The 26,451-nt window shown below is 54.5% G+C and carries 27 protein-coding genes and 1 tRNA gene; 25 read left to right on the top strand and 3 right to left on the bottom strand.

Annotation, left to right across the window (positions count from 1 at the left end; genetic code table 11):
• Entirely contained in the window at positions 1-1,272 is a 1,272-nt protein-coding gene (locus tag KGP21_RS03830; protein WP_223537249.1) for a type II toxin-antitoxin system HipA family toxin, read from the top strand.
• Positions 1,273-1,520: 248 nt separating this feature from the next.
• Here the strand turns inward: KGP21_RS03830 and KGP21_RS03825 are convergent.
• Positions 1,521-1,605, bottom strand: a tRNA-Leu gene (locus tag KGP21_RS03825).
• A 531-nt stretch (positions 1,606-2,136) separates the two neighbouring features.
• On the opposite strand from KGP21_RS03825, the gene KGP21_RS03820 reads away from it, so the two are divergent.
• The 22 genes from KGP21_RS03820 (at position 2,137) to KGP21_RS03715 (ending at position 21,854) form a co-directional block, all read left to right on the top strand.
• Entirely contained in the window at positions 2,137-2,904 is a 768-nt protein-coding gene (locus tag KGP21_RS03820; protein WP_021807830.1) for a DeoR/GlpR family DNA-binding transcription regulator, read from the top strand.
• Between the two features lie 27 nt (positions 2,905-2,931).
• On the top strand, positions 2,932-3,894 hold the full coding sequence (gene denD, locus KGP21_RS03815) for a D-erythronate dehydrogenase (RefSeq protein ID WP_223537246.1): 963 nt from the start codon (positions 2,932-2,934) through the stop codon (positions 3,892-3,894).
• A complete protein-coding gene (locus tag KGP21_RS03810) occupies positions 3,894-5,282 on the top strand; it encodes a GntP family permease (protein ID WP_223538499.1) in 1,389 nt (462 codons plus the stop codon). The genes denD and KGP21_RS03810 overlap by 1 nt, the downstream gene beginning before the upstream one ends.
• Positions 5,283-5,568: 286 nt before the next feature.
• A complete protein-coding gene (locus KGP21_RS03805) occupies positions 5,569-6,135 on the top strand; it encodes a TetR/AcrR family transcriptional regulator (protein ID WP_021179131.1) in 567 nt (188 codons plus the stop codon).
• 40 nt (positions 6,136-6,175) lie between these two features.
• The gene (locus KGP21_RS03800) at positions 6,176-6,970 is read left to right on the top strand and encodes a winged helix-turn-helix domain-containing protein (protein WP_021807827.1); all 795 of its coding nucleotides are present in this window, start codon (positions 6,176-6,178) and stop codon (positions 6,968-6,970) included.
• A 3-nt stretch (positions 6,971-6,973) separates the two neighbouring features.
• Positions 6,974-7,495, top strand: a complete 522-nt coding sequence (locus KGP21_RS03795) for a FidL-like protein (RefSeq protein ID WP_223498806.1) — start codon at positions 6,974-6,976, stop codon at positions 7,493-7,495.
• Positions 7,496-8,071: 576 nt separating this feature from the next.
• The gene (locus tag KGP21_RS03790; protein WP_004249182.1) at positions 8,072-8,350 is read left to right on the top strand and encodes a BMC domain-containing protein; all 279 of its coding nucleotides are present in this window, start codon (positions 8,072-8,074) and stop codon (positions 8,348-8,350) included.
• Between the two features lie 24 nt (positions 8,351-8,374).
• A complete protein-coding gene (locus KGP21_RS03785) occupies positions 8,375-8,659 on the top strand; it encodes a BMC domain-containing protein (protein WP_021807825.1) in 285 nt (94 codons plus the stop codon).
• Positions 8,660-8,673: 14 nt separating this feature from the next.
• A complete protein-coding gene (locus KGP21_RS03780; protein ID WP_021179127.1) occupies positions 8,674-8,952 on the top strand; it encodes a BMC domain-containing protein in 279 nt (92 codons plus the stop codon).
• 88 nt (positions 8,953-9,040) lie between these two features.
• A complete protein-coding gene (locus KGP21_RS03775; RefSeq protein ID WP_209524039.1) occupies positions 9,041-10,657 on the top strand; it encodes an acetaldehyde dehydrogenase (acetylating) in 1,617 nt (538 codons plus the stop codon).
• Positions 10,658-10,679: 22 nt separating this feature from the next.
• Positions 10,680-10,937, top strand: a complete 258-nt coding sequence (locus tag KGP21_RS03770; RefSeq protein ID WP_021179125.1) for a EutN/CcmL family microcompartment protein — start codon at positions 10,680-10,682, stop codon at positions 10,935-10,937.
• A gap of 18 nt (positions 10,938-10,955) precedes the next feature.
• A complete protein-coding gene (locus tag KGP21_RS03765; RefSeq protein ID WP_021807822.1) occupies positions 10,956-12,110 on the top strand; it encodes a 1-propanol dehydrogenase PduQ in 1,155 nt (384 codons plus the stop codon).
• Between the two features lie 70 nt (positions 12,111-12,180).
• Positions 12,181-15,600: a choline trimethylamine-lyase gene (gene cutC, locus KGP21_RS03760; RefSeq protein WP_223537243.1), complete on the top strand. Its 3,420-nt coding sequence runs from the start codon at positions 12,181-12,183 to the stop codon at positions 15,598-15,600.
• Between the two features lie 64 nt (positions 15,601-15,664).
• The gene (cutD, locus tag KGP21_RS03755) at positions 15,665-16,615 is read left to right on the top strand and encodes a choline TMA-lyase-activating enzyme (RefSeq protein ID WP_021807820.1); all 951 of its coding nucleotides are present in this window, start codon (positions 15,665-15,667) and stop codon (positions 16,613-16,615) included.
• A gap of 10 nt (positions 16,616-16,625) precedes the next feature.
• The gene (locus KGP21_RS03750) at positions 16,626-17,060 is read left to right on the top strand and encodes a BMC domain-containing protein (protein ID WP_223537240.1); all 435 of its coding nucleotides are present in this window, start codon (positions 16,626-16,628) and stop codon (positions 17,058-17,060) included.
• 35 nt (positions 17,061-17,095) lie between these two features.
• The gene (locus KGP21_RS03745) at positions 17,096-17,731 is read left to right on the top strand and encodes a phosphate propanoyltransferase (RefSeq protein ID WP_094982215.1); all 636 of its coding nucleotides are present in this window, start codon (positions 17,096-17,098) and stop codon (positions 17,729-17,731) included.
• 10 nt (positions 17,732-17,741) lie between these two features.
• Entirely contained in the window at positions 17,742-18,410 is a 669-nt protein-coding gene (locus KGP21_RS03740; RefSeq protein ID WP_223537237.1) for a hypothetical protein, read from the top strand.
• A gap of 54 nt (positions 18,411-18,464) precedes the next feature.
• The gene (locus KGP21_RS03735; protein WP_021179118.1) at positions 18,465-18,824 is read left to right on the top strand and encodes a multidrug efflux SMR transporter; all 360 of its coding nucleotides are present in this window, start codon (positions 18,465-18,467) and stop codon (positions 18,822-18,824) included.
• An 11-nt stretch (positions 18,825-18,835) separates the two neighbouring features.
• Positions 18,836-19,165 carry a multidrug efflux SMR transporter gene (locus tag KGP21_RS03730; protein ID WP_021179117.1) on the top strand — a complete coding sequence of 110 codons (330 nt, stop codon included), beginning with the start codon at positions 18,836-18,838 and terminating at the stop codon, positions 19,163-19,165.
• 89 nt (positions 19,166-19,254) lie between these two features.
• Entirely contained in the window at positions 19,255-19,500 is a 246-nt protein-coding gene (locus tag KGP21_RS03725) for a type II toxin-antitoxin system CcdA family antitoxin (RefSeq protein WP_218519922.1), read from the top strand.
• A complete protein-coding gene (locus KGP21_RS03720; protein ID WP_024486364.1) occupies positions 19,500-19,817 on the top strand; it encodes a CcdB family protein in 318 nt (105 codons plus the stop codon). The genes KGP21_RS03725 and KGP21_RS03720 overlap by 1 nt, the downstream gene beginning before the upstream one ends.
• A 240-nt stretch (positions 19,818-20,057) precedes the next feature.
• Entirely contained in the window at positions 20,058-21,854 is a 1,797-nt protein-coding gene (locus KGP21_RS03715; RefSeq protein ID WP_223537235.1) for a glycoside hydrolase family 28 protein, read from the top strand.
• Between the two features lie 101 nt (positions 21,855-21,955).
• Here KGP21_RS03715 and lptG read toward each other — a convergent pair whose 3' ends face one another.
• Both lptG and lptF read right to left on the bottom strand, forming a co-directional pair.
• Entirely contained in the window at positions 21,956-23,026 is a 1,071-nt protein-coding gene (gene lptG / locus KGP21_RS03710) for an LPS export ABC transporter permease LptG (protein WP_021807815.1), read from the bottom strand.
• Complete coding sequence (lptF, locus tag KGP21_RS03705; RefSeq protein WP_021807814.1) at positions 23,026-24,120, bottom strand: LPS export ABC transporter permease LptF; 1,095 nt, start codon at positions 24,118-24,120, stop codon at positions 23,026-23,028. Before lptF ends, lptG begins: the two co-directional genes overlap by 1 nt.
• A 280-nt stretch (positions 24,121-24,400) precedes the next feature.
• Here lptF and pepA point away from each other — a divergent pair, with 280 nt between their 5' ends.
• Positions 24,401-25,912 carry a leucyl aminopeptidase gene (pepA, locus tag KGP21_RS03700; protein ID WP_021179114.1) on the top strand — a complete coding sequence of 504 codons (1,512 nt, stop codon included), beginning with the start codon at positions 24,401-24,403 and terminating at the stop codon, positions 25,910-25,912.
• 81 nt (positions 25,913-25,993) lie between these two features.
• Positions 25,994-26,443 (top strand): DNA polymerase III subunit chi, encoded by a 450-nt coding sequence (locus tag KGP21_RS03695; RefSeq protein WP_021179113.1) that lies wholly within the window; start codon positions 25,994-25,996, stop codon positions 26,441-26,443.
• The last annotated feature ends 8 nt before the right edge of the window (positions 26,444-26,451 follow it).

Genomic DNA, 26,451 nt, shown 5'->3' with positions numbered 1-26,451 from the left:
ATGGCTATGATTGGGGTATATGCAGACTGGGATGGAATGCACGGGCCAAAGCGAGTTGGCTTCCTGCATAGCCGACAAACTCGTACGCGAGAGTTATTTGAATTTCAGTATGACCCTCTAGCATTGGCCGATCCCGACCTCAATCGTTTGCAACTTGATCCAGAAATTCTTTTATTCGAAGGTGCCCAGTACCCCACTCACCCACGGGATAAATTCGGCATATTTGGCGACTCCAGTCCCGAACGCTGGGGCCGAATACTGATGAAGCGTCGCCTTGAACGGGATATTCGTGCCGGCATCCAAACTGAAGGAACCAGGCTATACGAATCAAATTATCTCTTGGGTGTACATGATCTTTATCGAGTAGGGGCCCTACGCTACAAGCTTAATGATGAAGGTGAATTTCTTGATAACCGAGCTGACGAAGCGGCTCCTCCCTTTACCGAAATTCACGCTTTAGAAAGGGCAAGCCGCGCACTAGAAGATGATCCAGACAATACATCCCTACAGGGTCAGGAATGGCTGCGGATGCTCATTGCTCCGGGTGGTTCTCTAGGTGGCGCAAGGCCCAAAGCAAGTGTCGTGGACAAGCATGGCCATCTCTATATCGCAAAATTTCCCAGCACCAAAGATGATTACGATGTTGGCGGCTGGGAGATGGTGGCCAATGCTCTCGCCGTGGGTTGTGGGCTGAACGTCGCAACAGCTGAAGCGCATAAATATGCCAGCGATTACCACTGCTTTATGGTCCGTCGGTTCGACCGTACAGGATCCGGCCAGCGCCTTCATTTTGCTTCTGCCATGACAATGACCAGACATCAAGATGGTGATGATGCCTCTACAGGTGTCAGTTATCTTGAACTTGCAGACGTCCTGATAAGACATGGCGCACAAACAAAAACCGACCTGCAAGAACTCTGGTCAAGGATTGTTTTCAATATTCTTGTCTCTAACACCGATGATCACCTACGCAATCATGGTTTCATTTTGGTCCCTGGTAAAGGCTGGCGGCTTTCTGAAGCCTACGATATGAACCCCGTTCCCTGGTCTGACGGCCTAAAGCTTAATATCACCGAAGCAGATAATGCACTAGATCTCGAACTGGCACGTGAAGTCGCTGAATATTTCCGTTTGAGCTTGACGCAGGCCGATGAAATTATTGAAAACTTTATGGGGATCGTGGCTCAATGGAGGACAATTGCTGATGGTTTGGGACTATCTCTTCGGGAGCAGGAAAGAATGTCTGAAGCATTTAGAGTTGCGAATGGATAACCCTAGCAAACATACGACACCTAGCCTACTGTTCTACTAGAGTACTGAGCACTGGTTAGCAATGAAATCACTGAGTTTTTCCGTTCAATCAATCCGGTGGCAAAGCAAATTGCAGACGTTCGTACGTAAACCCCAAGTTGATGTTGATTGAATCAGGTTGTCTGAAAAACCTCAAGAAGCCTTGCGAATACTGAATTTCAGGCACAAAAAAAGCCGCTCGAAGGCGACTTGATTTGCGTACTGACTAATGGTGCCGAAGGCCGGACTCGAACCGGCACGTATCTCTACGGTTGATTTTGAATCAACTGCGTCTACCGATTTCGCCACTTCGGCACTGAAGTAGTATGCGGAAAACGTGGGCATTATACCTTCCCACTTGCCTCGCGCAACACTTATCAAGCATTCAACGAGTTGAATGTTGAAAAAAACGTCACCCGTCGATTTTTTCGGCTTACTCTGCTTATTTATTACCCTGGGCTTACCCAGTCAACGCGGCTAGAAGGTGTTGGAACAGTGGTGCGGGGCTCAAGCTATTAACGGGCGCAGCATGCAGCGCTCCTACGTTTTGCACCCGATGAAGTTTGTCAGCATGCTGTCCGAGCCCGGCAATCCCCTCACCACCATCCTGCACTTTTTTGTTACACCTCACACTTTTCATCACAACCTTCTGTGACTCCCATTTGCGAGAAATAAAATCACAACATATTGAATACAAATAATTTTATACCAATATACGCGACAACTCCCCACCTCCCTTATGTGACAACCCTCGTTTATTTGTTAAATCAAATGATTGAATATTAATAACATAACAAAAAATAACAGCCACCCAGCGGCACCATCGCTACCGACCAGGAGTTGAGCATGATCCCATCGGAACGCCGCGATTTTATCTATCGCTATGTACATGAGTACCAGTTGGTCACCATCGTGGCCCTGGCCGAGTTGATGAGCGTTTCACATATGACCGTCAGGCGCGACATCCATCAACTGGAAGAAGAAGGCAAGGTGATTAGCGTCAGTGGCGGTGTGCGCCTGAGTGACGCGCTACGCCAGGAGCTGGCCTACAAAGAGAAGGCCCAACTGCATCACCGGCAGAAGCGAGCAATCGGCAAATATGCCGCCGGGTTGGTCGAAGATGGCCAAGTGGTCTATCTGGACGCGGGCACAACCAGCTTCGAGATCGCCCGCCAACTGGCCGAACGCTTCAACCTGACCGTAGTCACCAACGATTTTTCCATTATCCAGCACCTGATGAATCGCCCCCAGCTCAACCTGTTTCACACCGGTGGGCGGGTCGATCAGCGCAACTATTCCTGCGTCGGCAGCTGCGCCGCCATGCTGTTGCGCACCTTAAATATCGACGTGGCCTTTATCAGCACCAGTTCCTGGGATCTGGAACATGGTCTATCTACCCCACACGAGGAGAAAGTGCTGGTGAAACAGGCGCTGCTGGACGTGGCCCGGCGCAAGGTACTGGTCTCCGACAGCAGTAAATACGGCAAGTACGGCATGTTTCGCGTCTGCTCGCTGGCGGCGCTCGACGACATCATCTGCGATGCTGCCCTGCCGCCAGAAACGCAGCAACAACTCCAAGAGCGTGGCGTGCGGCTGCACAGCATCAACCTCTGATAACACCCCCTACAAAGGAATATAACCATGAAGGTCATCATTACTGGCGGAGCAGGTTTTTTGGGTCAACGCTTGGCAGCCGCGTTGCTGCAAGACAATACGCTACCTTTTGACGAACTGGTGCTGGCAGATATCCAACAACCTAACGCCCCGCTAGCCGATCCGCGAGTTCGCTGCCTGGCGCTCGATCTCACTCAACACGATGCCGCCGATCGGCTGATCGACAACGATTGCAGCGTGCTCTATCACCTGGCCGCCATCGTCAGCAGCCATGCGGAAAGCGACTTCGATCTCGGGATGCAGGTGAACTTTGACGCCACTCGCCAACTGTTGGAAGCCGCCCGCCGCAATGCCCCGGCAATGAAGTTTATCTTCACCAGCTCGCTGGCGGTGTTTGGCGGCCAGCTTCCGGCCACCGTCACCGATGAGTGCGCCGTGCAGCCACAATCCTCCTACGGTGCACAAAAGGCTCTATGTGAACTGTTGATCAATGATTACGCCCGCAAAGGATTTGTCGATGCGCGGGTGCTGCGTCTGCCCACCATCAGCGTGCGCCCCGGCAAGCCGAATAAGGCAGCGTCCTCCTTTGCCAGCGGCATCATCCGTGAACCATTGCACGGGGAGCCTTCAGTCTGCCCGGTCTCCCCAGAGTTGACGCTATGGCTGTCCAGCCCTGGCACCGTGGTACGCAACTTTATCCATGCCGCCACGTTGCCTACCGCGCAGTTCGGCACCTCACGCATCGTCAACCTGCCAGGCATCAGCGTCACAGTAGAGCAGATGCTAGCCGCACTGGAAGAGGTGGCCGGTGAGCAGGCTAGTGCCAAGGTGAACTTTGTGCCGGACGAAGCCATCAATCACATTGTCGCCAGTTGGCCGGGCAACTTCGATATACAACGTGCATTGGCGTTGGGGTTCCGTGCCGATGAAAACTTCCAGCAGATCATCCGCGCCTTTATGCGTGATGAGATGCCACAGGCCGGGAGCTGATTATGGCACTTTATACTCCCATCATTGGTTTGGCGGTGGCCGTGTTCGTACTGGTGTGGCTGGTATTACGCACGCGGGTTCATGCATTGATCGCCATGCTGGCAGCAGCCTCTATCGCCGGGATCAGCGGCGGGTTGAGCGCCATGCAGACGGTAGATACCATCTCCAAAGGGTTTGGCAGCACGCTCGGCAGTATCGGGATTGTTATTGGCCTGGGGGTGATGATGGGCCGCGTGCTGGAAGTTTCCGGCGCGGCGGAGCAGATCGCCTTCAGCTTTATCAAGTGGCTGGGTAAAAAGCGCGAAGAGTGGGCGTTGGCGATCACCGGCTATATCGTCAGCATCCCGATTTTTGTCGATTCGGCCTTCGTCATCCTTTATCCGTTGGTCAAGGCACTGGCCAAGAAGGGTAAACGCAATCTTCTGACACTCGGCGTAGCCTTGGCGGGTGGCCTGATCATTACCCATCACGCAGTTCCACCAACACCAGGTCCATTAGGGGTAGCGGGGATTTTCGGCGTCGATATCGGCGCCATGATGCTGGCCGGGCTGGTGTTAGCCATTCCCTGCGTGATCGGCATTGTGATCTATGCGCGCTGGCTCGGCACCTATTACCCGGATTTTACACCGGAAAACCAGGAAGATGAGCCGGACGACCTACGGGCCGCCCACCAGCGCTATCTGGCTGAGAAAGAAGCCAAGGTGCTGCCGAGCTTAACGCTATCGCTGCTGCCAATCATCGCCCCCATCGTGCTGATCTTTATCAATGCGGTGAACACTATGCTGGCCAAGGCTGAAGGAATGTCCTGGCTGGGGGAAAGCCTGTGGGGACAAGCCTTTGCCTTCCTCGGCGCACCGGTGATTGCGTTGGCCATCAGCGTCCTGCTGGCGGTTTACACCCTGATGCCCAAGGTCGACAAGCACGAGACGCTGGAGCGGCTGGAGGAAGGCTTGCAGGCCGCTGGGATTATCTTGCTGGTGACCGGTGCCGGTGGCGCGCTAGGGGCTGTATTACGTGAAAGTGGCACCGGCACCTTGCTGGCTCAGCACGTCGCCAATCTGCCACTGTCTCCGGTGTTAATCCCCTTCTTTATCGCTACGCTGGTGCGCTTGATACAGGGGTCGGGCACCGTTGCCATGATCACCGCAGCGTCTATCTCAGCTCCTATTGTTAGCCAGTTGCCCGGCGTCAATATGCTCGCTGCCGCGCAGGCCGCCACCATGGGCGCACTGTTCTTCAGCTACTTTAACGACAGCATGTTCTGGGTCGTCAACCGGATGATGGGGATTAAGGACGTGAAGCAGCAGATGATGGTCTGGTCAGTACCCACCACCCTAGCCTGGGCGATCAGTCTGGTCGGTGTCCTGATACTGGATTGGTTGTTGTAAACGCCCCTCACCCCAACCCTCTCCCACCGTAAGAACCAAGACACTATCAACACTTGTATGGGGGAGAGGGAGCTTGTTCGGAGCAGCCGTCAGTTGCCGCTTTATACCTTTGGGTATCCCGCCATTAAGCCTGACGCCTCGATTAAGCTAGTAAAATCTTTCCTAATTGATTGATAAATAAAATAGTTTGACCTACTTAGCATTATTCAAGATTGGTCTGACCTTTAGGGGAAGCAGATTGACCTCGATCAAAAATGACATACCGGCTGGTCGGTATGATCGCCGCATGAATACCCACGTGCATCGCAAAAAAGACCCGGAACGGCTGCAAGAGCAGCTGCTGGAAGCCGCTAGTATCATCGCAGCCAAAGATGGGATTGCCGCGCTGTCGTTAAACGCCGTCGCCAAACAGGCTGGGGTCAGTAAGGGCGGGCTGCTACACCACTTTCCCGGCAGGCAGGAGCTAATCCACGCGCTGTTTATTCGCCTGCTGGCCGTGATGGATCGCGGCATTATGGCGCTAATGGCCGAGGACGATAACCCACGCGGGCGCTTCTCCCGGGCCTATCTGATGTACCTGGCAGGTATCAGTGAAAGCGACACCAGCCGTCAATTGGCCCTGCTGTCGCTGGCCATGCCGCATGAAATGGTGTTGCGTAAATGCTGGCGGGACTGGGTGCTGCAACATCTGGCCAACGCCGATGAACTGGATCGCAGCTACGTAGGTAACTTGGTGCGCTATGGTGCAGACGGCCTATGGCTTTCTGAACTCACGGAAGGAGTCACTATGACGCCGGAAGAGCGGCTTGCATTGGTGACGAGGCTGGCGGCAATGACCTTCGAGGAGCTTTAACCTCCGCGGTTCGCGGGCAGCCAATCACCCAGGGGCGATAATGAAATACAAAATTAATGCCTTTCTTATTTATGACGCCACCGAAGGCTCGCTAAAGCTGGACGACGGCGGCAAGTCAGATAGCCAGCTCACCATCACTGCCAACGCCCTGCTGTTCTTCATGATCCAGCATCCTGGCGTGATCAGCCGCGATACGGTGATGCAGCGAGTGTGGGACGACAACGGGCTGATGTCCTCCAACAGCAACCTGAATCAGTACCTGAGCATCCTGCGTAAAGCCTTCCGCCGTTATGGCATTGAGAACGTGATCGTCACCGTGGCCAGGGGCCGGCTAGAAATCAACCCAGAGCTGACGATCGAGGTGATCGATGATTCCTTGGTGCATCCGGTGATACATGCCAGCGAACATCAATCCTCTGCCGAGATGGCTCCAGAACCAACGCCGGTAGCGGCGGTCATCACCAGCAACGATCGCTACTGGGGTTATGCCGGGGCGATGATATCGCTGTTGGCCATCGCGCTGATCGGCTGGTCGTGGAGTAACAACGGCAGCCTGACCCCTCTCACCTTCACCCCCGTCGCGCAGGACCCCATTGAGGTGTTATCCACCGACACCATGATAAATCCAAGAATGCGCGACAATTACCTGAAAAACTTTATTGCCGTCAAAGAAAAAAAGAACATCAAGTATGATAAAGACGAACGTTTTCTGTTCTTTTATGGTGATAAGCTGCAATCCAACGGTTTAGGCCGGACGTTTCTCGCACACTGTGCCAAACATCAAGATAATACATTCAGCTACTGCGATAACTATTTTTATTATTCATGGAAATAAATTATGAAAACAATCGGCTGGGGGAGAAGGCTGTTTGCCGTCTCTATCATATTGCTACTGGTCTCACTATTTATCACCGTTAAGCAGAATGTTATCCGGCGCGATGATATTTTAAACTGCTCAACCAAAGCCATTATGCATTTTGAAGACACCGTCACTGAATCCGTTAACGTCAATATTCACTTTAACTTTAATGCCAAAGGTAAAGGTTCGATCGTGGTGGAAGGATATTCAGACTCCGAGGTAGGCTGGCTTTATTTGCAACGCTACGTACAGTTTGATTATACCAGCAAGCGCGTTTCCCCCGGCGCCCGCTATTATCAGATCAACCGCTGGGTTTCCAGCAAGTCCTCTATCGATCAATCACCCGACGTGATCTTCGATTACTTTATGCGGGAAATGTCAGACAGCCACGACGGCCTGCAATTGGCAATGGGGAAAATCAATGCCGACACCGTGCTGCTCAGTTCGATCAACTCCCCATTGTTTATCTGCGCGTTAAAACCCGGCAGCCAGTTAGAGTAACGCCCGTTCCCCAGCAAAGCTGTTCCCCCTTGTCATAAGCCTCTGGCCTGCCTCTCATTACCCCAAAAACCCCCCTGATAGTCATAATGCCTACCGGTTATTCGACGATCGCTATTTCCCCCACCCCCAATCCTCTCCCCAAAAAGGAGAGGGAGCTAGTACGGTGATATCAGTAACAACGGCGGTCAATATGTAGCACGTGAAGCTACTCAAATAGCCACGGCAAAAACCTGCGCTACTCCACAGTCTGCAAGCCCCTCCGCTACCTAAAAAACCCATTTGAATACCATAGATTTAACATTCTTTTCCGCCCTTAAGTGAATGCCAAAACCCGCCATTTCTTGCCAGGGAGCAGAACTATTCTCGGGCTGATTATCAGAGCAAAAAGATAAACAGGGGATAAATAGAGGCTTATTATTAGAACAAAAAACTAAATAGATATCGATTAATGAATTTATATTTTGAATAACCACCGGAGGGGTATAGTGCCCTTAGCCGTCGGAAACCTTGATCCCCTCATGGCCGAACGGCACAGCAGATGACAACTCATAAACCGGCTTTGTGGAGGAAACAACAATGGGTGATGCATTAGGCTTAATCGAAACCAAAGGGTTGGTGGCCTGTATTGAAGCGGCGGATGCCATGTGCAAGGCGGCCAACGTCGAACTGATCGGCTATGAAAACGTCGGTTCCGGCCTGGTCACCGCCATGGTGAAAGGTGACGTCGGTGCGGTAAAAGCCGCCGTCGATTCCGGCGTGGAATCCGCACAACGCGTGGGTGAAGTAGTGACTTCACTGGTTATCGCCCGCCCACACAACGACATCAACAAAATCGTGATTAAGCACAAAGCGTAAACAGCGCATCAAGGAGAACGGATCATGGGTGACGCATTAGGATTGATTGAAACCAAAGGGCTGGTGGCCTGTATTGAAGCCGCCGATGCGATGTGCAAAGCGGCCAACGTGGAGCTGATCGGCTATGAGAACGTCGGTTCCGGCCTGGTTACCGCGATGGTGAAAGGCGACGTGGGCGCGGTCAAGGCGGCGGTGGATTCCGGTATCGAATCGGCCAAACGCGTGGGTGAAGTGGTTACCTCACTGGTCATTGCCCGCCCGCATAACGATATCCAGAAAATCATCTCGCAGTACAAAATCACCGAATAACAAGGAATTCACTGATGAAAGATGCACTCGGATTGATCGAAACCAAAGGGTTGGTGCCCGCCATCGAAGCCGCCGATGCCATGTGTAAGGCCGCCAATATTGAACTGATTGGCTATGAAAACGTCGGCTCCGGCCTGGTCACCGTGATGGTGAAAGGCGACGTGGGTGCCGTTAACGCAGCGGTGGAATCCGGTATTGAAGCCGCCAGCCGAATTGGCGAAGTGATTTCATCCCGGGTTATTGCACGCCCACATAATGATATTGAGAAAATTGCCTCACAGCATAAGGCGTAATTCAGCCTGATCACCGGCGGTGGCAGATAAGTACTCTACCCGATTGCAGCAAGTAAAAAATTAAACTCCTATTCAGGGGAATAGACTAATGACCACATTAGATCCGGATTTACAATCCATTCAGCAGGCTCGCACGCTGATTAAAAATGCCAAACAGGCACAATTGCTGTTTGCCAAATATTCACAGGAAAAGATCGACGGCATTATTAAACATATTGCCAGCGAAGCGGCCAGGCATGCCGAAGAATTGGCGAAGATGGCCCATGAAGAAACCGGCTTCGGCAATTGGCAAGACAAGGTGTTAAAAAACATTTTCGCCTCTGAAAAAGTTTTTGAGCATATTAAGGATTTAAAAACCGTCGGTATTATTCGTGACGACCAGCAGAATAAAGTGATGGACGTGGGCGTCCCGTTAGGGGTTATTACTGCCCTGGTGCCGTCCACCAACCCAACCTCAACTATTTTCTATAAAACGCTGATCGCGCTGAAGGCCGGGAACGCCATTATTTTCTCCCCGCACCCTAATGCGCGCCAGTGCAGCCAGCGGGCGATTGAAATCGTCAAGCAGGCTGCGCTTCAGGCCGGTGCCCCAGCAGGTATCGTTGACGGCCTGACCCAGCTGACGCTGGAAGCCACCAAAGCTCTGATGCACAGCAAAGACGTCGCGCTGATCCTGGCTACTGGCGGCGAAGGCATGGTTCGTGCGGCCTATAGCTCCGGCACGCCAACCATCAGCGGTGGCCCAGGCAACGGCCCGGCGTTTATCGAACGCAGCGCCAATATCCAGCAGGCGGTGAAAGACATCATCACCAGCAAGACCTTCGATAATGGCGTGATCTGCGCCTCTGAGCAGTCGATCATCGTGGAAAAGTGCATCTATCAGGATGTACACCGCGAGCTGCTGGCTCAGGGCTGCTACTTCATGAACGACGATGAATCTGCCCGCCTGGCCAATATCCTGTTACGCCCGAACGGCATGATTAATCCTGAAGTGGTGGGCAAAACCGCCATCTACCTCAGCGAACGCGCCGGGTTCTGCGTACCTGCGACCACCAGAGTGCTGATTTCATTGCAAAACAGCGTCTCGCGTAAAAACCCTTACGCCCGTGAAAAACTCTGCCCGGTGCTGGGGCTGTACATCGAAGAAGACTGGATGAGCGCCTGTGACCGCGTGGTGGAGTTGCTCACCAACGAAGGCCTGGGGCATACGCTGGTCATCCACACCCAGAACCAGCAGGTGATCCGCGAGTTTGCGCTGCAAAAACCGGTGCACCGCATCCTGATCAATACGCCCGCCGCGCTTGGAGGCATTGGCGCAACCACGAATCTTATACCTGCGTTAACGCTCGGTTGCGGTGCCGTTGGTGGCGGCTCCAGCTCGGACAACGTCGGCCCGATGAACCTGCTGAACGTACGTAAAGTCGGCTATGGCGTTCGTAGCATCGAGGATCTGCGCCAACCACAACCCGCAGCTCAGCCGTGCAGCGCGCCAATCAACCATAGCACCAGCATCTTCGACGATAACCGCTTTGCAGCTCCAACGGCGGCGGTAACCCCGCAGGCCGCACCGGCACCGCTGTATGCCCAGGGCGACGATCGTTTCGGGGCGGTCACCCGCGCAGTGGTTAACGCCGCAGCCAATGACATCACCGAAGAAAACGTCGAACGGATCATTACTGAAGTGCTTGGACGCCTGTCCCGGTAACACATCAAACAAGGGTGAAAACATGATCCTCGCAAAGGTAACCGGCCATGTGGTGGCCACACAGAAAAGTGACGAACTACGCGGCAGTAACCTGCTACTGGTCACGGCGCTGGGTGACGACCTGGAAGCCATCAAAGATCGCACCTACGTTGCCGTCGATAGCGTCGGTGCCGGTGAAAACGATCTGGTGTTGGTGGAAGAGTATTTCGCACTGAGTAAAGACCGCTACAAGGCCATGTCGATCGTTGCCATTGTCGAGAAGGTTCACCGGGAGCGTTAAGAGTAAGAGGAAGTAGGCATGAATGAGTTTCTGATTAAGCCAAAAATCCATTTCGGTGAGGATGCGCTGCTCGCGCTGAGCAGCTTGCCTGGACGCTCGGCGTTTTTGGTCACCGATCAGGCGATGGTGAAGTTTGGCTTGGCCGAGCGGGTAACCAGCCTGCTCCAACAGCAACAGATCCGCTGCCGTCAGTATGACGAGGTGGCCTCAGACCCGGATATTTCCGCCATCGTCAGCGGCATGAAGCTGATGGATGACGACTACCCGGATCTGGTGATTGCCTTGGGCGGCGGCTCGGTCATCGATGCAGCCAAGGCGGTGATGTATGCGCTGTGGCATTGCCGTAAAGACAGCGGCCGTAGCAAGCCTTGTTTTGTCGCCATCCCCACCACCAGCGGCACCGGTTCCGAAGTCACCAGCTTCTCGGTGATCAAGTCCCGCAGCCAAAAGCTGGTGTTGGTGGACGAGTTCATGCTGCCCGACATCGCCATCCTCGATCCTCAGCTAGTGAAGTCGGTGCCGGCCAGTATTACCGCCGATACCGGGATGGATGTGCTGTGCCACGCCCTGGAGGCCTATGTCTCCCGCAAGGCCAGCGACTTCAGCGATGCGATGGCCGAAAAAGTGGTGCAGATGGTATTCGGCCACCTGCTGACTTGCTACCAACAGGGCAGCAATCTGCCTGCACGGGAAAAAATGCATAACGCTTCATGCATGGCTGGAATGGCATTCACCAACGCATCGTTGGGCATTACCCACAGCCTGGCGCACGCCCTCGGCGGCATGTTTGGTATACCGCATGGCCGAGCCAATGCGCTGCTGATGACCTCGGTGGTCGCCTTCAATGCCGACGTTGACGGCAACTGCGACACCCCGGCCGCGCACAAATATGCCGCTCTGGCGCGCCTGTTGGGGCTGCCAAGCACCTCGGTACGCGATGGCGTCAATAGCCTGCTGGTGGCGATCGAAACGCTGAAACAGGAAATGCAGCTACCGGCCAATCTGCAAGCCGCAGGGGTGGAGGAACACCGCTTCCAGGTTTGCCTTGGCGAACTGGCCACGCAGGCGTTGCACGACAGTTGCACGCCAACCAACCCGCGCGACGTTAACGCGGCAGATTTGGAGAAACTGTACCGCCTCGCCTACAGCGGCGGCCCGGTACAGCTTCAATAACGCACTCATTACAGTCAACGGATTTTGCCAATTTGTGTGAAAGCCGCAGGACATCAGGAGAGATTTGAACATGGCCCATTATTCACTGACGCCACGCGTAAAACTGCTGGCAGAAAGACTCTTATCCCAAAACAGCACCATCAGCACCGAACGTGCCGCCATTCTGGAAACGCTGGGTGGCGATGTGGCCGGCATGCCGCAGTTGGTCAAGAATGCCAAGCTGTTCAATGAGCTGGTCAAGCAACTGCCCGGCTACATCGGCCCCGATGAGCTGATCATCGGCAGCCAATCCTCCACCCCGCGCGCCGCCGTGTTCCACAGCGAAAGCGAACTGCGCAGTCCTTCGGCCTTCACCGCCTTTGGCCAGACCTCACCGGACTATCTGGCGGTGATCACCAAAGGGCTGTTCGCCATCGAGGCCGAAATGGAAGACCGTGCCAGAAGCATCGGCAGCGCCGTCAGCCGTTCCGGGCTGGACGAGGTCAACCAATGCCGCGCCATGATCTACGCCTGCAATGCGGCGATGCATCTGGCGCAGAAACTGGCCAGCAAGGCCGAAAACATGGCGGCGGTAGAAAACCATCCGTACCGCAAGGCGGAGCTGCAGGAAGCGGCTGCCATGATGAAAAAAGTCCCGGCTTACGGGGCCAGCAGCTTTAAAGAGGCTTGCCAGTCGTTCTACTTCTTCCAGTTGGCGCTGCATCTGGAAAACGGCAGCTACGCGGTTTATCCAGGCGGCTTCGACAAGCTGCTGTACAGCTTCTATCAGCAAGACGTCACCCGTGGCGTGCTGACGCCGGAGCAGGCTTATGAAATCGTCGAGTGCCTATGGCTGAAGCTGTGCGAGCTTTCCGAAGTGCGCGCACCACGTGAGCTGGATGGCTACCCGATGTTTGACGCCATGCTGCACGGCGTGCGCCTCGACGATCCGGCATTGGTGATCAACGATCTGTCCGCTATGTTGCTGGCAGCCCGCAGCAATCTGATGACGCTCAACAACAACCTGCAGGTAAAACTGTTTGCTGGCCAGGCAGGTGCTCGCCCGCAGTACACTGCGCCATCGGCCCCGTTCGTGGCAGCCTCGGAGCAAGACGTGGCAACTCACAAACTGATGGAAGGGCTGACGCCGCGCCTGCAACGCCTGCGTGACAACTACCTCGATGCTCGCCCTAGCGTCTCTATCTATCGCGCCATCACCTTTACCGAGATGGCAAAAAACAACCCGGGTCTGCCAACCATTCTGCTGCGCGCCAAGTCTTTCCGTGCCGCCTGTGAAACCGCGCCGATCCTGATCCAGCAAGATGAGCTGATCGTCGGCCATCCGTGCGGCAAACCGCGTGCCGGGGCGTTCTCACCGGATATCGCCTGGCGCTGGGTGCGTGACGAACTGGACACCATGGGCACCCGTCCGCAGGATCCATTTATTATCTCCGAGGCCGACAAGAAGACGATCCGTGAAGAGATCGTGCCATTCTGGGAAGGCCGTTCGCTCGATGAGATCTGTGAAGCACAGTACCGCGAAGCGGGCGTTTGGGCCTTCAGCGGCGAAACCTTTGTCAGCGATCTTTCCTACCACCAGATTAACGGCGGCGGCGACACCTGCCCAGGCTACGACATCCTGCTGTTCACCAAAGGGATGAACGGCATCAAGGCCGATGCCCAGCAGCACCTCGCGGCGCTGAGCATGGAAAACCCGGCAGATATCGACAAGATCTACTTCTACAAAGCGGCCATTGAGACCTGTGACGGCGTGGTGGCCTACGCCAAGCGCATCGCCGACAAGGCCCGTGAACTGGCAGCAGTAGAGCAAGACCCGGCACGCCGTGCCGAGCTGCTGACCATCGCAGAAACCAACGAGAACGTCCCAGCCAACCCACCGAAGACCCTGCAAGAAGCGCTGCAAAGCATCTGGACGGTGGAGTCGCTGTTTGAAGTGGAAGAGAACCAGACCGGGCTGTCGCTGGGCCGTCTGGATCAGTATTGCTACCCGATGTACCAGGCCGATATCGCCTCTGGCCGCCTGACGCAGGAACAGGCGCTGGAACTGTTGCAGGCCTTCATCATCAAGTGTGCCGAACTGATGTGGATGTCCAGCGAACTGGGCGCCAAGTACTTCGCCGGTTACCAGCCGTTTATCAACCTGACCATCGGCGGGCAGAAACGCAGCGGTGGCGATGCCTGTAACGACCTGACCTATCTGATCATGGACGCCGTACGCTTTGTCAAAGTGTACCAGCCGTCGCTGGCCTGCCGTATCCATAACCAGTCACCGCAGAAGTACATGGAGAAGATCGTCGACGTGGTGAAAGCGGGTATGGGCTTCCCGGCCTGCCACTTTGATGATTCGCACATCAAGATGATGCTGCGCAAGGGCTTCGACTTTGAAGACGCGCGCGACTACTGCCTGATGGGTTGTGTAGAGCCGCAAAAATCCGGCCGCATCTATCAGTGGACCTCCACCGGCTATACCCAATGGCCGATTGCCATCGAGTTCGTGCTCAACCGTGGCCGCATGGTGCTGTTCGACAGCTATCAAGGCTTGGATACCGGTGAGCTGAGTACCCTGAAAACCTACGAAGAGTTCGACAATGCGGTGAAGGCGCAGATCGCGCACATCGTCAAACTGTCGGCTATTGGCACCGTGATCAGCCAGCGTGTCCACCGCGACGTGGCACCAAAACCACTGATGTCGCTGCTGGTGGAAGGCTGTATGGAACAGGGTAAAGACGTAGCCGCCGGTGGCGCAGTGATCAACCACGGCCCAGGGCTGATCTTCTCCGGCCTGGCGACCTATGTCGACTCCATGGCCGCGATCCGCAAGCTGGTATATCAGGATGGTAAATACACCCTGGAGCAGATCCGTGACGCACTGCTGGCCAACTTTGAAGGCTTTGAACAGCTGCGCCGCGACTGTCTGAACGCGCCGAAGTACGGCAATGACGATGACACGGTCGATCAGTACGCGCTGGACATCACCGAGTGGACCGAGCGCGAGTGCCGCAAGTACAAGATGCTCTACTCCACGCTGAGCCACGGCACCCTGTCGATTTCCAACAACACGCCGATCGGTGAACTGACCGCCGCAACGCCAAACGGGCGCCTGGCCTGGATGCCGCTCTCCGACGGGATCAGCCCGACGCAGGGTGCGGACAAGCAGGGCCCAACCGCCATCATCAAGTCCGTCAGCAAGATGAACGTGGAAACCATGAACATCGGCATGGTGCACAACTTCAAGTTCCTCAAAGGGCTGCTCGATACCCCGGAAGGCAAGAACGGGCTGATCACCCTGCTGCGTACCGCGTCCATTCTGGGCAACGGCCAGATGCAGTTCAGCTACGTGGATAACGAAGTGCTGAAACAGGCGCAGGTGGAACCAGAAAAATATCGCGACCTGATCGTCCGCGTAGCCGGTTACAGCGCCTACTTCGTCGAGCTATGCAAAGAAGTTCAGGACGAGATCATAAGCCGTACGGTCATTGAGAAGTTCTGACCTTAGCCTTGGATAAGACAGGGACGTCTTATCCCATCAGCCTTCGAAGAAAGGGGAAAATAGTATGGATAACACGCTGGAGAAAAAGGGCCGGATATTCAATATCCAGAAATACTCGATCTATGACGGAGACGGTATTCGCACCCTGATTTTTTTCAAAGGTTGTAACATCCTCTGCGCCTGGTGCGCCAACCCCGAGGGGCTCACCAGCAATTTCCAGGTGATGTATTCACATGATTTGTGCGTTGACTGTGGGCAATGTGTTGATGTCTGCCCGGTGGGGATCCATTCCCAGCGCCAAAACGCACAAGGCGATCTCAAGCACCACCTCGATCGCAACATAGACTGCATCGGTTGCCGCAAATGCGAAGAAGTCTGCATCTCCGGCGCGCTGGACATCATGGGCAAGGACGTCACGGTGCAGGAGTTGATGGATATCATCCTGCAGGACGTCGATTTCTATCATGCCTCTGGCGGTGGCGTCACCCTGGGCGGTGGCGAGCTGAGCCTGCAAACCGACTTTGCAGCCGCGCTGCTGACCGAATGCAAAAAACAGATGATCAACACCGCCATCGAAACCAATGGCACCACCACTTTAGCCAATTATGAAAAGCTGGCGACCTGCACCGATATGTTCCTGTTCGATATCAAGCATATCGATAGCGCACGGCATAAAGCGTTGTTTGGCGTCGGCAACGAGGGCGTAAAAAGAAACCTGGAGCGCCTGGTGGAACTGGGCAGCCATATCGTGGTGCGCATGCCTTTGGTACGCGGCTATAACGATTCTTACGATGCCATCACCGGTGCCATTGACTATGTCATGGCCCTGGCACGCAAAGGCAATATCAGCCGCATCGACGTTTTGCCTTATCACCAGTTGGGTAAAAACAAATACCAGCGGCTCGACATGATCTATCCGGTCAAAGACGACCCAAGTTACAGCAATGAAGAACTGGACCAACTGGCGGCTTTTTTCCAGCGCTTTGACTTTGATATCCGCCTGGTAAGGCACTAAGGAGATGGAGATGAACTTAAGCCTGGGAGTGATTGAAACCTATGGCCTGACCGCCGCGATCCACGCGGCCGATGCAGCCTGTAAATCCGCTGCGGTAACGGTGCTGGGATACAAGAAGATTGGTTCCGGCCTGGTTAGCGTGTTCTTTGCCGGGGAAATCAGCGCGGTGAAAACCGCCATCGACAACGGTGTGGCAGTGATCAAACAACCGGCGTTTATCAAAGGCCAGTTGGTGATTGCCCGCCCGGAAAAACAGGTTGTCGCGCTGCTGACAGGGCTGAAAGGCAAGGAGCTTACGCCGCCAGCGGCCAAAGTACAGCAAGAAACGCCTGCGCCAGTAGCAGAAGTGGCCGCCCCGCAGGCAGAGGCCGCAGCGCCGGTAGTCGAAGTCCCTGTTGCCGACAACAAACCCGCACGCACCGGCGGCAAGAAAGAGTCTAAATAACCGTACAGCTTCTGAGATCGGGTAGGAATAACAGTATGTTTAATGAGTCGTTACTGGAAAGGATCCGCCATAACCTGGCAGAGAACTATGCTTCTCCCACCGGCATCGCCATCCCGGTTGGGGTCTCTAACCGGCATGTCCATCTGTCGCAGCAGGATATTGAAAAGCTGTTTGGTGCGGGCTATCGGCTAACGCCATGCAAAGAGCTACGCCAGCCTGGGCAGTTCGCCGCGAAAGAGTGCGTGATGATCGTCGGCCCAAAAGGCTCGCTCTCCAAGGTGCGGGTGCTGGGGCCTGCGCGCGAATGTACTCAGTTGGAAATCTCCAAGGCGGACTGCTTTACCCTGGGGCTGAAGGCTCCGGTACGCGAATCCGGCAATCTGAACGCCTCCGGTGACGCCATGCTGGCTGGCCCGGCGGGCTACGTTTCGCTGCATTCACAGGTGATTTGTGCCCAGCGCCATATCCATATGAACCCGCAGGATGCCGCCAGGTTGGGCGTGCAGAACGGGCAGAAGGTGCGGGTGAAAGCGGCAGGCGTGCGTGGGCTGATCTTTGACGAAGTCATCGTGCGGATCAAAGCCAGTTTTGCTCTGGAACTGCACATTGATACCGATGAAGCCAACGCCGCCGGGCTGGCTTCCGGTGACAACGTGGTTATCGTTCCCTAAGGCGGCAAATATGATGCAGCGTGAAATCATCGATAAGTTGGTCAGTGAAGTGCTCTCACGGATGCGGCCACGGGCGTTGGTGTTGTTAACCGCAGCGGATGGTTACCACGAAATTATCCGCGCGCGCTTGCAGCACTGCCAGGCGTTCTCGCCGGTGCTCCTGTTTAGCGGTAATGCCCGGCAGTTTCACGCAGAAACAGATTGGAGCCAACTAGGGCCAATCACTTCGCTGGCGGAAATCAGTCAAACCGGCGCGCTGGATAATATTGCGCGAGTATTAATCCCTTTTCTCGATTTCGCGACGGCGGCAGAAGTGGCCAACGGTTTATTGCAGTCTGAGGCTGCGCGGTTTATTCATCTGGCCCGGATGAGCGGTAGGCCAATTATGGCACTGGATTATAACTGCAACCCGAACAGCGAATTAAATCAGCTGAAAGGCCTGAGCCGCGCAGGGGAAAACGCCCCTCAGGCAGATTATCTGCCAAAGCTGGCGGTACAGGGCATTGAGATCTGTACGTTGGATCGGATGCTATCGGCCCAGCCCGCAGCCACGGAGCCTTTGGCAGCGCCGCCACAAGCCTACGTAACGCTTAGCGAACTCAAGCGGCTCAATGGTCGTTCACCACCGGGAGCCAAGCTGACCGATTTGGCATTGGAATATAGCCGAGGGAAAAAATAACCAAGCTTCAAAATTTCACTTTATATCAATAATTATTAATCAGGAGCGAACTCTATGTCTACCAAGGCAAAAGCATGGGTATGGATGTTATTGGTCATCTTCTCCGAGACCTCGGCCACCTCAACCTTAAAAATGTTTGATAACAGCGAAGGTACCACCAAGACGTTATTACTCGGCTTGATCGTCGTGTTGTACTGCGTTTGTTATTACTCGTTATCCAACGCGGTGAAATACATTCCTGTCGGCCTGGCTTACGCCACCTGGTCAGGCACCGGGATTCTACTGGTCTCAAGCCTGGGCATGCTGTTTTACGGCCAGCACCCTGATATGCCAGCCATTATCGGCATGATCGTGATTGCCAGCGGCATCGTGATCATGAACCTCTTTTCCAAAATGGGCTCCTCCGAAGAATAAGGGTATCAACTATGTTTAACATTGGCTTCTTGTGGCTGGCACTGTCGATTGGTTCAGAAATCACCGGGACCTCGATGATCAAAAAAACCAACAACTTTAAAAAGCTGGGGCCTTCGGTGCTGGTGATTAGCGCTTACTGCCTGTGCTATTTTGCCCTGACCAAGGCGATGGGGTTTATCCCGGTGGGCGTCGCCTACTCGTTGTGGTGCGGCTTTGGCATCGTCGGGGTGACCTTCGTTTCCATGCTGCTCTACAAGCAGAAACCGGATCTCCCTGCCATCTTCGCCATGGCGCTGATCATCGGCGGTGGCGTCATTATGAATATCTTCTCGCAGATGTAAGATCTCAGCCTCCTACAGCGCAGCGGCAACGTTGCGCTTTTTTTTTGATGCGCTATAGTTATGCGCATAAATTATGCTCAGGAGGTGCCATGGGAACCGTTTCAGTAATAAAAAAGCGCAATACTAACGTGTACTTAAGTGTCGACCTGATCGAAAAGGCTAAAGCATTAGACCTAAACTTATCGGCTACACTAAACCACGCATTAGAACTCGCAGTGAAGAAGGGGCAACGTGAACGTTGGTTAGCGGAAAATCGTGCTGGTCTTGAAGCATTGAATGGCTTCGTTGAGGAGAACGGCCTTTTTTCTGATGATGCTGACTTTGGTGTCCTGTAATGAAACAATTTTCTGTTTATAAAAATCAATCTAAAAACAAAAAAGCCTATCCTTTCTTTATCGTTGTTCAGTCCGATTTACTCGATCACCTTAGCACTCGTTTGGTCATGCCCTTGGCTTTAAAGCATGCAACAAACTCACAGGTCAAAGCACTGACTCCTGTTTTGTCTGTGGATCAACAAGATTACGTGATCCTTACTAGTTTACTGACGACTACGGATGTCAAAAATCTTAATGCAGATTGCCTAGTTACCAATGCAGCCCATCTGCGTGATGAGCTGGTTGCGGCCATCGACCTGTTAGTTTTGGGCATTTGAAAAACTGCCCCACTGACTATGAACAAATTGGGCCTGTTCAACAAAGAGGTGGAAGCAACCGTTATTTCTGTTTAGCAACAGGCCTGAAAGCAACGCCCCAAGATCGGCGGCATGCTGAATAGAGGTATATGCAGGCTAATGATTTGATACCGCATAATCCTGTCATGTAACAGTTGCGGCAACGTATTTTGCAAGACAATATCTAATTTCGGAACGCTGTTTCATTATTAGGGATAAATCATGCAAAGAAATATCAAGTCATTATCAGCTATGGCGATTTTTCTGCTGGCCCTGACGGGTTGTGATAACTCGGATGGTAGTATCGCCTCTCCTGTTGAGCCAGTTAAACCCGTTGTTCCCCCTGAAACTGAGAAACCTGTCGCTGACCGCAGTGGTGCCTGGCCAGCCTCAGCCCTTAACGATCCCGAATTGGCCGGGAAAGAACCAGTAATACCTGAAGTCTGCCAAACACTCTCAGCCGAACTGAACCAGAATGCCAAAGGGCTACTGGATGAAGCCATTGATGCTGACGTGAATGATTCCCAACCCGATACCCAACGTATTCAAGCCGCGATCGACGCCTGCAACACCGGTGCCGTTAAACTGGTCGCTGGCAGTAACGAAGAGAATGCGTTCTTGAGCGGCCCACTTACGCTAAAAAGTGGCGTCACGCTCTGGGTAGATCAAGGGATCACCCTGTTTGCCTCACGTAGCCCGGTGGATTACCAGATTGCCGGTAAGAATAACTGCGGCGAAACCGCCAGTGCCGATAATGGCTGTAACGCATTGATTACCGCCACCGATGCGATAAACAGCGGCGTGATTGGTGAAGGTATTATCGACGGACGAGGGGGAGCAGTGCTCACCAGCGGAAAATATGCCGATATCCTGACCTGGTGGGATGTAGGCGCATTAACCAAAACCGTTTCCGGCGCCAATCAGAACAACCCGCGGCTAATTCAGGTCACCAACAAGAATTCCGCCAAGCCGACCAGCCAGAACTTCACGCTGTATAAGATCACCTTACAGAATGCACCCAAATTCCACTTTGTCCCCAGTGGGGTCAATGGAGTGGTCGTCTGGGGCGTGAAGGTGTTAACGCCTTCACTGGCCTATACGGTTCCAGGCTATGATTGCCCGAAAGGGACAACCCCTGCGACATCGGGTTCCCCTAACTATACCCGGGCAAGCACCTGCTTTACCCCGGATACGACCAAGAACACCGACGCGATCGATCCTGGCCAATCGCAGAATGTCCTGATTGCCTATAACCACATCAGTACCGGTGATGACGGTATTGCCATCAAAGCCCATAGCAGCAATGCCTGTGTCCCACCGATTGCCGAAAAGTATGCAGGGCAGTTGCCTATTTACACCGTCAGCAACGTCAAAATTCTGCATAACCGCCTCTACTTCACCCATGGCATGTCAATCGGCAGTGAAACCGACTGCGCGGTCAAAGACGTGGAGATTCGGGATATGAGCATTGACGGCCATGATGCTGACTTTGCCGTCGGCGTGCGTATCAAAACCGATATGAGCGTTGGAGGAGAGGTGAGGAACATCAACTATGATGGCATTTGCATCCGCCGCGCTCAGGAAGCGCTGACCATAGATACCTATTACAGCAAAAAAACCGGCCAGGCCTACCCCGATATTCAAGATGTCACCATCAAGAATTACCACTATGTGGATACGCCAGACTCCATTTATAACGGAGATAACGTTCGGGTCACCTTACGCGGCTTCAGCTCTGATGGCCAGGATCTGCCATTAAGAAATATTGTGCTCGATAACACCGTGTTTGACAGCTCACCACAGTTGGCTAGCAAAGCCTCGGCAACAATCCCTGCCGCACCTTCTTATGCCCAGATCCTGATGGGACCTGGCCCGGTATCCCTGGCGGATCTGCTGTTGGAGGCTGCGAACAACGGTGCCGCAGAGTTTGAAGTGCTGGATAACCGTAATGGATCCGAAGAGCCTTACGATTGCCGCGAAGCCTTTGCACTGTTCCCTTCTAGCGCCTCTGCACTCTAAGCGAAAAACGGGCAGGATCTCTCCCACCCGTCTTTCCTCTGCTGCGGTGACTAACACATCGCGGCTTTGATTTGCATACAGGCCCAGTCTATTGGGCCTGACTATTTCCGCTTCAGCAGCAAAACAAGGCTGATCAACAGGAACAGCAAGCTTGGCAACAGGGCACCCAGAATTGGCGGCATGCTGTACACCATGCTCAGCGGGCCGAAGATCTGATCCAGCACGTAGAACAGGAAGCCGAAGCTGATACCGATCACCACTCTCACGCCCATCGGCACGCTACGCAGTGGGCCAAAGATAAACGACAGCGCCATCAGCATCATCACCGCCACCGACAGCGGCGAGAAGATCTTGCTCCACATATTCAGCTGGTAACGGCTGGCCTCCTGGCCACTCTGCTTGAGGTATTTCACATAGTTGTGCAAGCCGCTGATGGAAAGCGAATCCGGATCCAACGCCACCACGCCCAGCTTGTCCGGGGTCAGGTTGGTTTTCCACACCCCGGTCAGCGTCTGGGTACTGGTGACCTGATTCGGATTGGTCAGATCGGAAGTATCCACCTGCGAAAGCTGCCACGCGCCGTCTTCAAAATCTGCGGTACCGGCATAGCGAACCGTCTCTAACCGGCGCTGATCGTTGAAGTGGTAAATGTTGACGCCAGCCAGCTCTTTTTCACCTGCCACCCGTTCGATGTAGATAAAGTCGTTGCCGTCCTTCGCCCACAGGCCGCTCTTGGTAGAGAGCAGCGAGCCACCGTACATTTGCTGCGCACGGTAGTTACGCGCCATCTGTTCGCCCTGCGGTGCCACCCATTCGCCGATTGCCATCGTCAGCAAGACCAGCGGAATAGCGGTTTTCATCACCGACCCAGCAATCTGCAGCCGAGTGAAGCCAGAAGCTTGCATCACCACCAGTTCGCTACGCGTAGCCAGGGTGCCCAAACCGAGCAATGCCCCTAGCAGCGCCGCCATCGGGAAGAAGATCTCAATATCCTTTGGCACGCTGAGCAGGGTATAGACCCCCGCGCCCAGCGCCGAGTATTCACCCTGCCCGACTTTACGCAGTTGATCGACAAACTTGATGATGCCGGAAAGCGAAACCAGCATGAACAGCGTCATCATGATGGTGTTGAAAATCGTTTTACCGATATAACGGTCCAGTACACCAAACATCAGGCCGCTCCTCTCAGGCGTGCACGCAGTTTGCGCATCGGCACGGTATCCCACAGGTTAAGTGCCAGAGCAATCGCGAAGTACGCCAGGTTCACCAGCCACATCCACACCAACGGATCCAGCTTGCCCTTACCGGCATTGGAACGCAGCGAGGTCTGCAGCAGGAAGAAGATCAGATACAGCAGCATCGCTGGCAACATGCTCAGCACTCGGCCTTGGCGCGGGTTGACCACGCTAAGCGGCACCACCAGCAGCGCCATCAGCACCACGGAAACCACCAGCGTCAGACGCCAGTGGAATTCGGCGCGCGCATCCGGTTCATTCGATTCCCACAACGTGCGCATCGACATCTGCTCGGACTGGGTATTATCGATAGTGACCGACTGATGGCCGATAACCGCTTTATAGTCGGTGAAGTCGGTAATGCGGAAATCACGCAGCAGCGCGGTGCCTTCAAACCGGGTGCCTTTGTCCAGCGTGACAACCTGCGAGCCATCGCGGCCCTGATTGATCATTCCATGCTCGGCCACCACCACCGAAGGGCGTTGGTTACCGTTCGGGCGCAGCTGCGCCAGGAACACGTCGTTGAAGGTGTTGCCCTTTACGCTGCCGACAAACAGCACAGCGTTACCATCCTGTGAGGGCTGGAACTGCCCTTCAGCCAGCCCGGCAATGCTGGGGTTGGCTTTGGCTTCGGCAATCACTTCGTCCTGATGGCTGGCCGCCCATGGCCCGACCCAGAAGACGTTTACCGCAGCCACCGCCGAGGTAAAGATCGCCAACACCATAGCGGCAATGATCAGGGTCCGTTTCCCCAGACCGCAGGCGTGCATAACGGTGATTTCGCTTTCGGTATACAACCGACCAAGCGTCATCAAGAGGCCAAGAAACAGGCTTAAGGGCAAGATTAGCTGCGCCATCTTCGGCACACCCAATGCAAGCAGGGATAAGACTAAATTTGTCGGGATATTGCCGTCTACCGCATCACCTAACACCCTGACCAGGTTCTGACAAAAGAAGATCAGAAGCAGGATAAACAGGATGGCAATTTGGCTCTTCAGCGTTTCCCGTACCAGATATCTAATGATGATCACGCTTATTACGCCTGTGAAAACTTGTCTTTTTGCAGGAAAATCGATAGTTTCATCGCTAATCCGCCATTTTTTCTCATCATGTGGCAACCTTCACAGCTAAAATAGTATTAGAACATCAAGCTGTTTGGCCTTCCTATAGGAACAGACCTATAGTAGCCAAAACAGAACGTTTACGCCGTTCAGGTTAACCTAGTTAGTTAACTCAATGACGGAAGATCTTGGCGGAGCAGATCATTCTAGCCGTAGCTTTCGTCGTTGTCTTTAAGATTCAGGAGAGTGCATGGAGTTCAGTGTAAAAAGCGGTAGCCCGGAAAAACAGCGCAGCGCCTGTATTGTAGTAGGTGTTTTCGAACCACGCCGCCTGTCACCTATCGCAGAACAGCTCGACAAAATCAGTGATGGTTATATCAGCGCACTACTGCGCCGGGGCGAACTGGAAGGCAAAGTCGGGCAGACGTTACTGCTGCACCATGTGCCGAACATTCTCTCCGAACGCATCCTGCTGATTGGCTGTGGCAAAGAGCGCGAGCTCGATGAACGCCAGTACAAGCAGGTGATCCAGAAAACCATCAATACCCTTAACGACACCGGTTCCATGGAGGCCGTCTGCTTCCTGACCGAGCTGCACGTCAAAGGCCGCAATACTTACTGGAAGGTGCGCCAAGCGGTAGAAACTGCCAAAGAAACGCTCTACACCTTCGATCAGTTGAAGAGCAACAAGGTGGAGCCACGTCGCCCGCTGCGTAAAATGGTGTTCAACGTGCCAACCCGCCGCGAACTGACCAGCGGTGAACGTGCAATCCAGCACGGCCTGGCCGTGGCTTCTGGCATCAAGGCCGCCAAAGATCTCGGCAATATGCCACCAAACATCTGTAACGCCGGTTATCTGGCCTCACAAGCACGTCAGTTGGCAGACGCCTTCAGCACCCACATCACCACCCGCGTCATCGGCGAACAGCAGATGAAAGAGCTGGGGATGAACGCCTATCTGGCGGTCGGTGCCGGTTCGCAAAATGAATCGCTGATGTCGGTGATGGAATATAAGGGAAATCCTAACCCGGACGCTAAGCCGATCGTGCTGGTAGGCAAAGGGTTGACCTTCGATTCCGGCGGCATCTCGATCAAACCGGCCGACGGCATGGACGAGATGAAATACGACATGTGCGGTGCGGCTACCGTATACGGCGTCATGCGTGTGGTGGCAGAACTGAACCTGCCGCTGAACGTGATCGGCGTGTTGGCTGGCTGTGAAAACATGCCCGGCGGACGTGCCTATCGCCCAGGCGACGTGTTGACCACCATGTCGGGCCAGACGGTAGAAGTGCTGAACACCGACGCCGAAGGCCGCCTGGTGCTGTGCGATACCCTCACCTACGTGGAACGTTTCGAGCCGGAGCTGGTGATTGATATCGCCACTCTGACCGGTGCCTGCGTGATCGCACTGGGCCACCACATCACCGGCCTGATGTCGAACCACAACCCGCTGGCTCACGAGCTGATCGGCGCTTCCGAGCAATCGGGTGACCGTGCGTGGCGCTTGCCGATGGCCGACGAGTATTACGAGCAGTTGGATTCCAACTTTGCGGATATGGCCAACATCGGCGGCCGCCCAGGTGGTGCCATCACCGCCGCGTGCTTCCTTTCACGCTTTACCCGCAAGTACAGCTGGGCGCACCTGGACATCGCCGGTACCGCCTGGCGCTCCGGCAAGGCCAAAGGGGCCACTGGCCGCCCGGTAGCCCTGCTGGCGCAGTTCCTGCTCAATCGTGCTGGTCTAAACGGCGACGATTAAATCCGCGCGGTAATTCAGGTATAATCACCGAGGGCACAGCACGCTGTGCCCTTACATTTTTTGGCCACGGTGAATTGAATCATGAAACAGGCAACGTTCTACCTTCTTGAACACGCAGAACCCGCTGGTGCGCTCAGTGCACACGAGGCTGTGGCCTGTGCCGTTGCCGCCGAAAGATGGCGCGCTGGCAAGCGGGTGCTGATCGCCTGTGAAAGCCAGGAGCAGGCCCAGCGGCTGGACGAAGCCCTGTGGCAACGTGAGCCACACCAATTTGTACCGCACAACCTGGCAGGCGAAGGGCCAAACTTTGGCGCCCCGGTCGAGCTGTGCTGGCCAGGTAAACGCGGCAATGCCCCGCGCGATCTGCTGATCGCCCTGCTGCCGCAGTTTGCAGATTTTGCTACTGCTTTCCATGAAGTGGTAGACTTCGTCCCTTACGAAGACACCTTGAAACAGTTGGCGCGCGAACGTTACAAAGCCTATCGCAGCGTCGGCTTCCATTTGACCACGGCCACGCCGCCAACTAACTGAACCTTGAA

The sequence above is a fragment of the Serratia sp. JSRIV004 genome (assembly GCF_019968705.1).
Classification (GTDB): Bacteria; Pseudomonadota; Gammaproteobacteria; order Enterobacterales; family Enterobacteriaceae; genus Chania; species Chania fonticola_B.
Note: the sequence above shows the minus strand (reverse complement) of the source record. Positions and strands in the feature narration are given on the sequence as shown.

Bases quoted from the DNA above. Each gene is read 5' to 3' on its own strand.
- KGP21_RS03830 (WP_223537249.1), top strand. From the start codon at position 1: ATGGCTATGATTGGGGTATATGCAGACTGGGATGGAATGCACGGGCCA.
- KGP21_RS03820 (WP_021807830.1), top strand. From the start codon at position 2,137: ATGATCCCATCGGAACGCCGCGATTTTATCTATCGCTATGTACATGAG.
- denD (WP_223537246.1), top strand. From the start codon at position 2,932: ATGAAGGTCATCATTACTGGCGGAGCAGGTTTTTTGGGTCAACGCTTG.
- KGP21_RS03805 (WP_021179131.1), top strand. From the start codon at position 5,569: ATGAATACCCACGTGCATCGCAAAAAAGACCCGGAACGGCTGCAAGAG.
- KGP21_RS03800 (WP_021807827.1), top strand. From the start codon at position 6,176: ATGAAATACAAAATTAATGCCTTTCTTATTTATGACGCCACCGAAGGC.
- KGP21_RS03795 (WP_223498806.1), top strand. From the start codon at position 6,974: ATGAAAACAATCGGCTGGGGGAGAAGGCTGTTTGCCGTCTCTATCATA.
- KGP21_RS03790 (WP_004249182.1), top strand. From the start codon at position 8,072: ATGGGTGATGCATTAGGCTTAATCGAAACCAAAGGGTTGGTGGCCTGT.
- KGP21_RS03785 (WP_021807825.1), top strand. From the start codon at position 8,375: ATGGGTGACGCATTAGGATTGATTGAAACCAAAGGGCTGGTGGCCTGT.
- KGP21_RS03780 (WP_021179127.1), top strand. From the start codon at position 8,674: ATGAAAGATGCACTCGGATTGATCGAAACCAAAGGGTTGGTGCCCGCC.
- KGP21_RS03775 (WP_209524039.1), top strand. From the start codon at position 9,041: ATGACCACATTAGATCCGGATTTACAATCCATTCAGCAGGCTCGCACG.
- KGP21_RS03770 (WP_021179125.1), top strand. From the start codon at position 10,680: ATGATCCTCGCAAAGGTAACCGGCCATGTGGTGGCCACACAGAAAAGT.
- KGP21_RS03765 (WP_021807822.1), top strand. From the start codon at position 10,956: ATGAATGAGTTTCTGATTAAGCCAAAAATCCATTTCGGTGAGGATGCG.
- cutC (WP_223537243.1), top strand. From the start codon at position 12,181: ATGGCCCATTATTCACTGACGCCACGCGTAAAACTGCTGGCAGAAAGA.
- cutD (WP_021807820.1), top strand. From the start codon at position 15,665: ATGGATAACACGCTGGAGAAAAAGGGCCGGATATTCAATATCCAGAAA.
- KGP21_RS03750 (WP_223537240.1), top strand. From the start codon at position 16,626: ATGAACTTAAGCCTGGGAGTGATTGAAACCTATGGCCTGACCGCCGCG.
- KGP21_RS03745 (WP_094982215.1), top strand. From the start codon at position 17,096: ATGTTTAATGAGTCGTTACTGGAAAGGATCCGCCATAACCTGGCAGAG.
- KGP21_RS03740 (WP_223537237.1), top strand. From the start codon at position 17,742: ATGATGCAGCGTGAAATCATCGATAAGTTGGTCAGTGAAGTGCTCTCA.
- KGP21_RS03735 (WP_021179118.1), top strand. From the start codon at position 18,465: ATGTCTACCAAGGCAAAAGCATGGGTATGGATGTTATTGGTCATCTTC.
- KGP21_RS03730 (WP_021179117.1), top strand. From the start codon at position 18,836: ATGTTTAACATTGGCTTCTTGTGGCTGGCACTGTCGATTGGTTCAGAA.
- KGP21_RS03725 (WP_218519922.1), top strand. From the start codon at position 19,255: ATGGGAACCGTTTCAGTAATAAAAAAGCGCAATACTAACGTGTACTTA.
- KGP21_RS03720 (WP_024486364.1), top strand. From the start codon at position 19,500: ATGAAACAATTTTCTGTTTATAAAAATCAATCTAAAAACAAAAAAGCC.
- KGP21_RS03715 (WP_223537235.1), top strand. From the start codon at position 20,058: ATGCAAAGAAATATCAAGTCATTATCAGCTATGGCGATTTTTCTGCTG.
- lptG (WP_021807815.1), bottom strand. From the start codon at position 23,026: ATGTTTGGTGTACTGGACCGTTATATCGGTAAAACGATTTTCAACACC.
- pepA (WP_021179114.1), top strand. From the start codon at position 24,401: ATGGAGTTCAGTGTAAAAAGCGGTAGCCCGGAAAAACAGCGCAGCGCC.
- KGP21_RS03695 (WP_021179113.1), top strand. From the start codon at position 25,994: ATGAAACAGGCAACGTTCTACCTTCTTGAACACGCAGAACCCGCTGGT.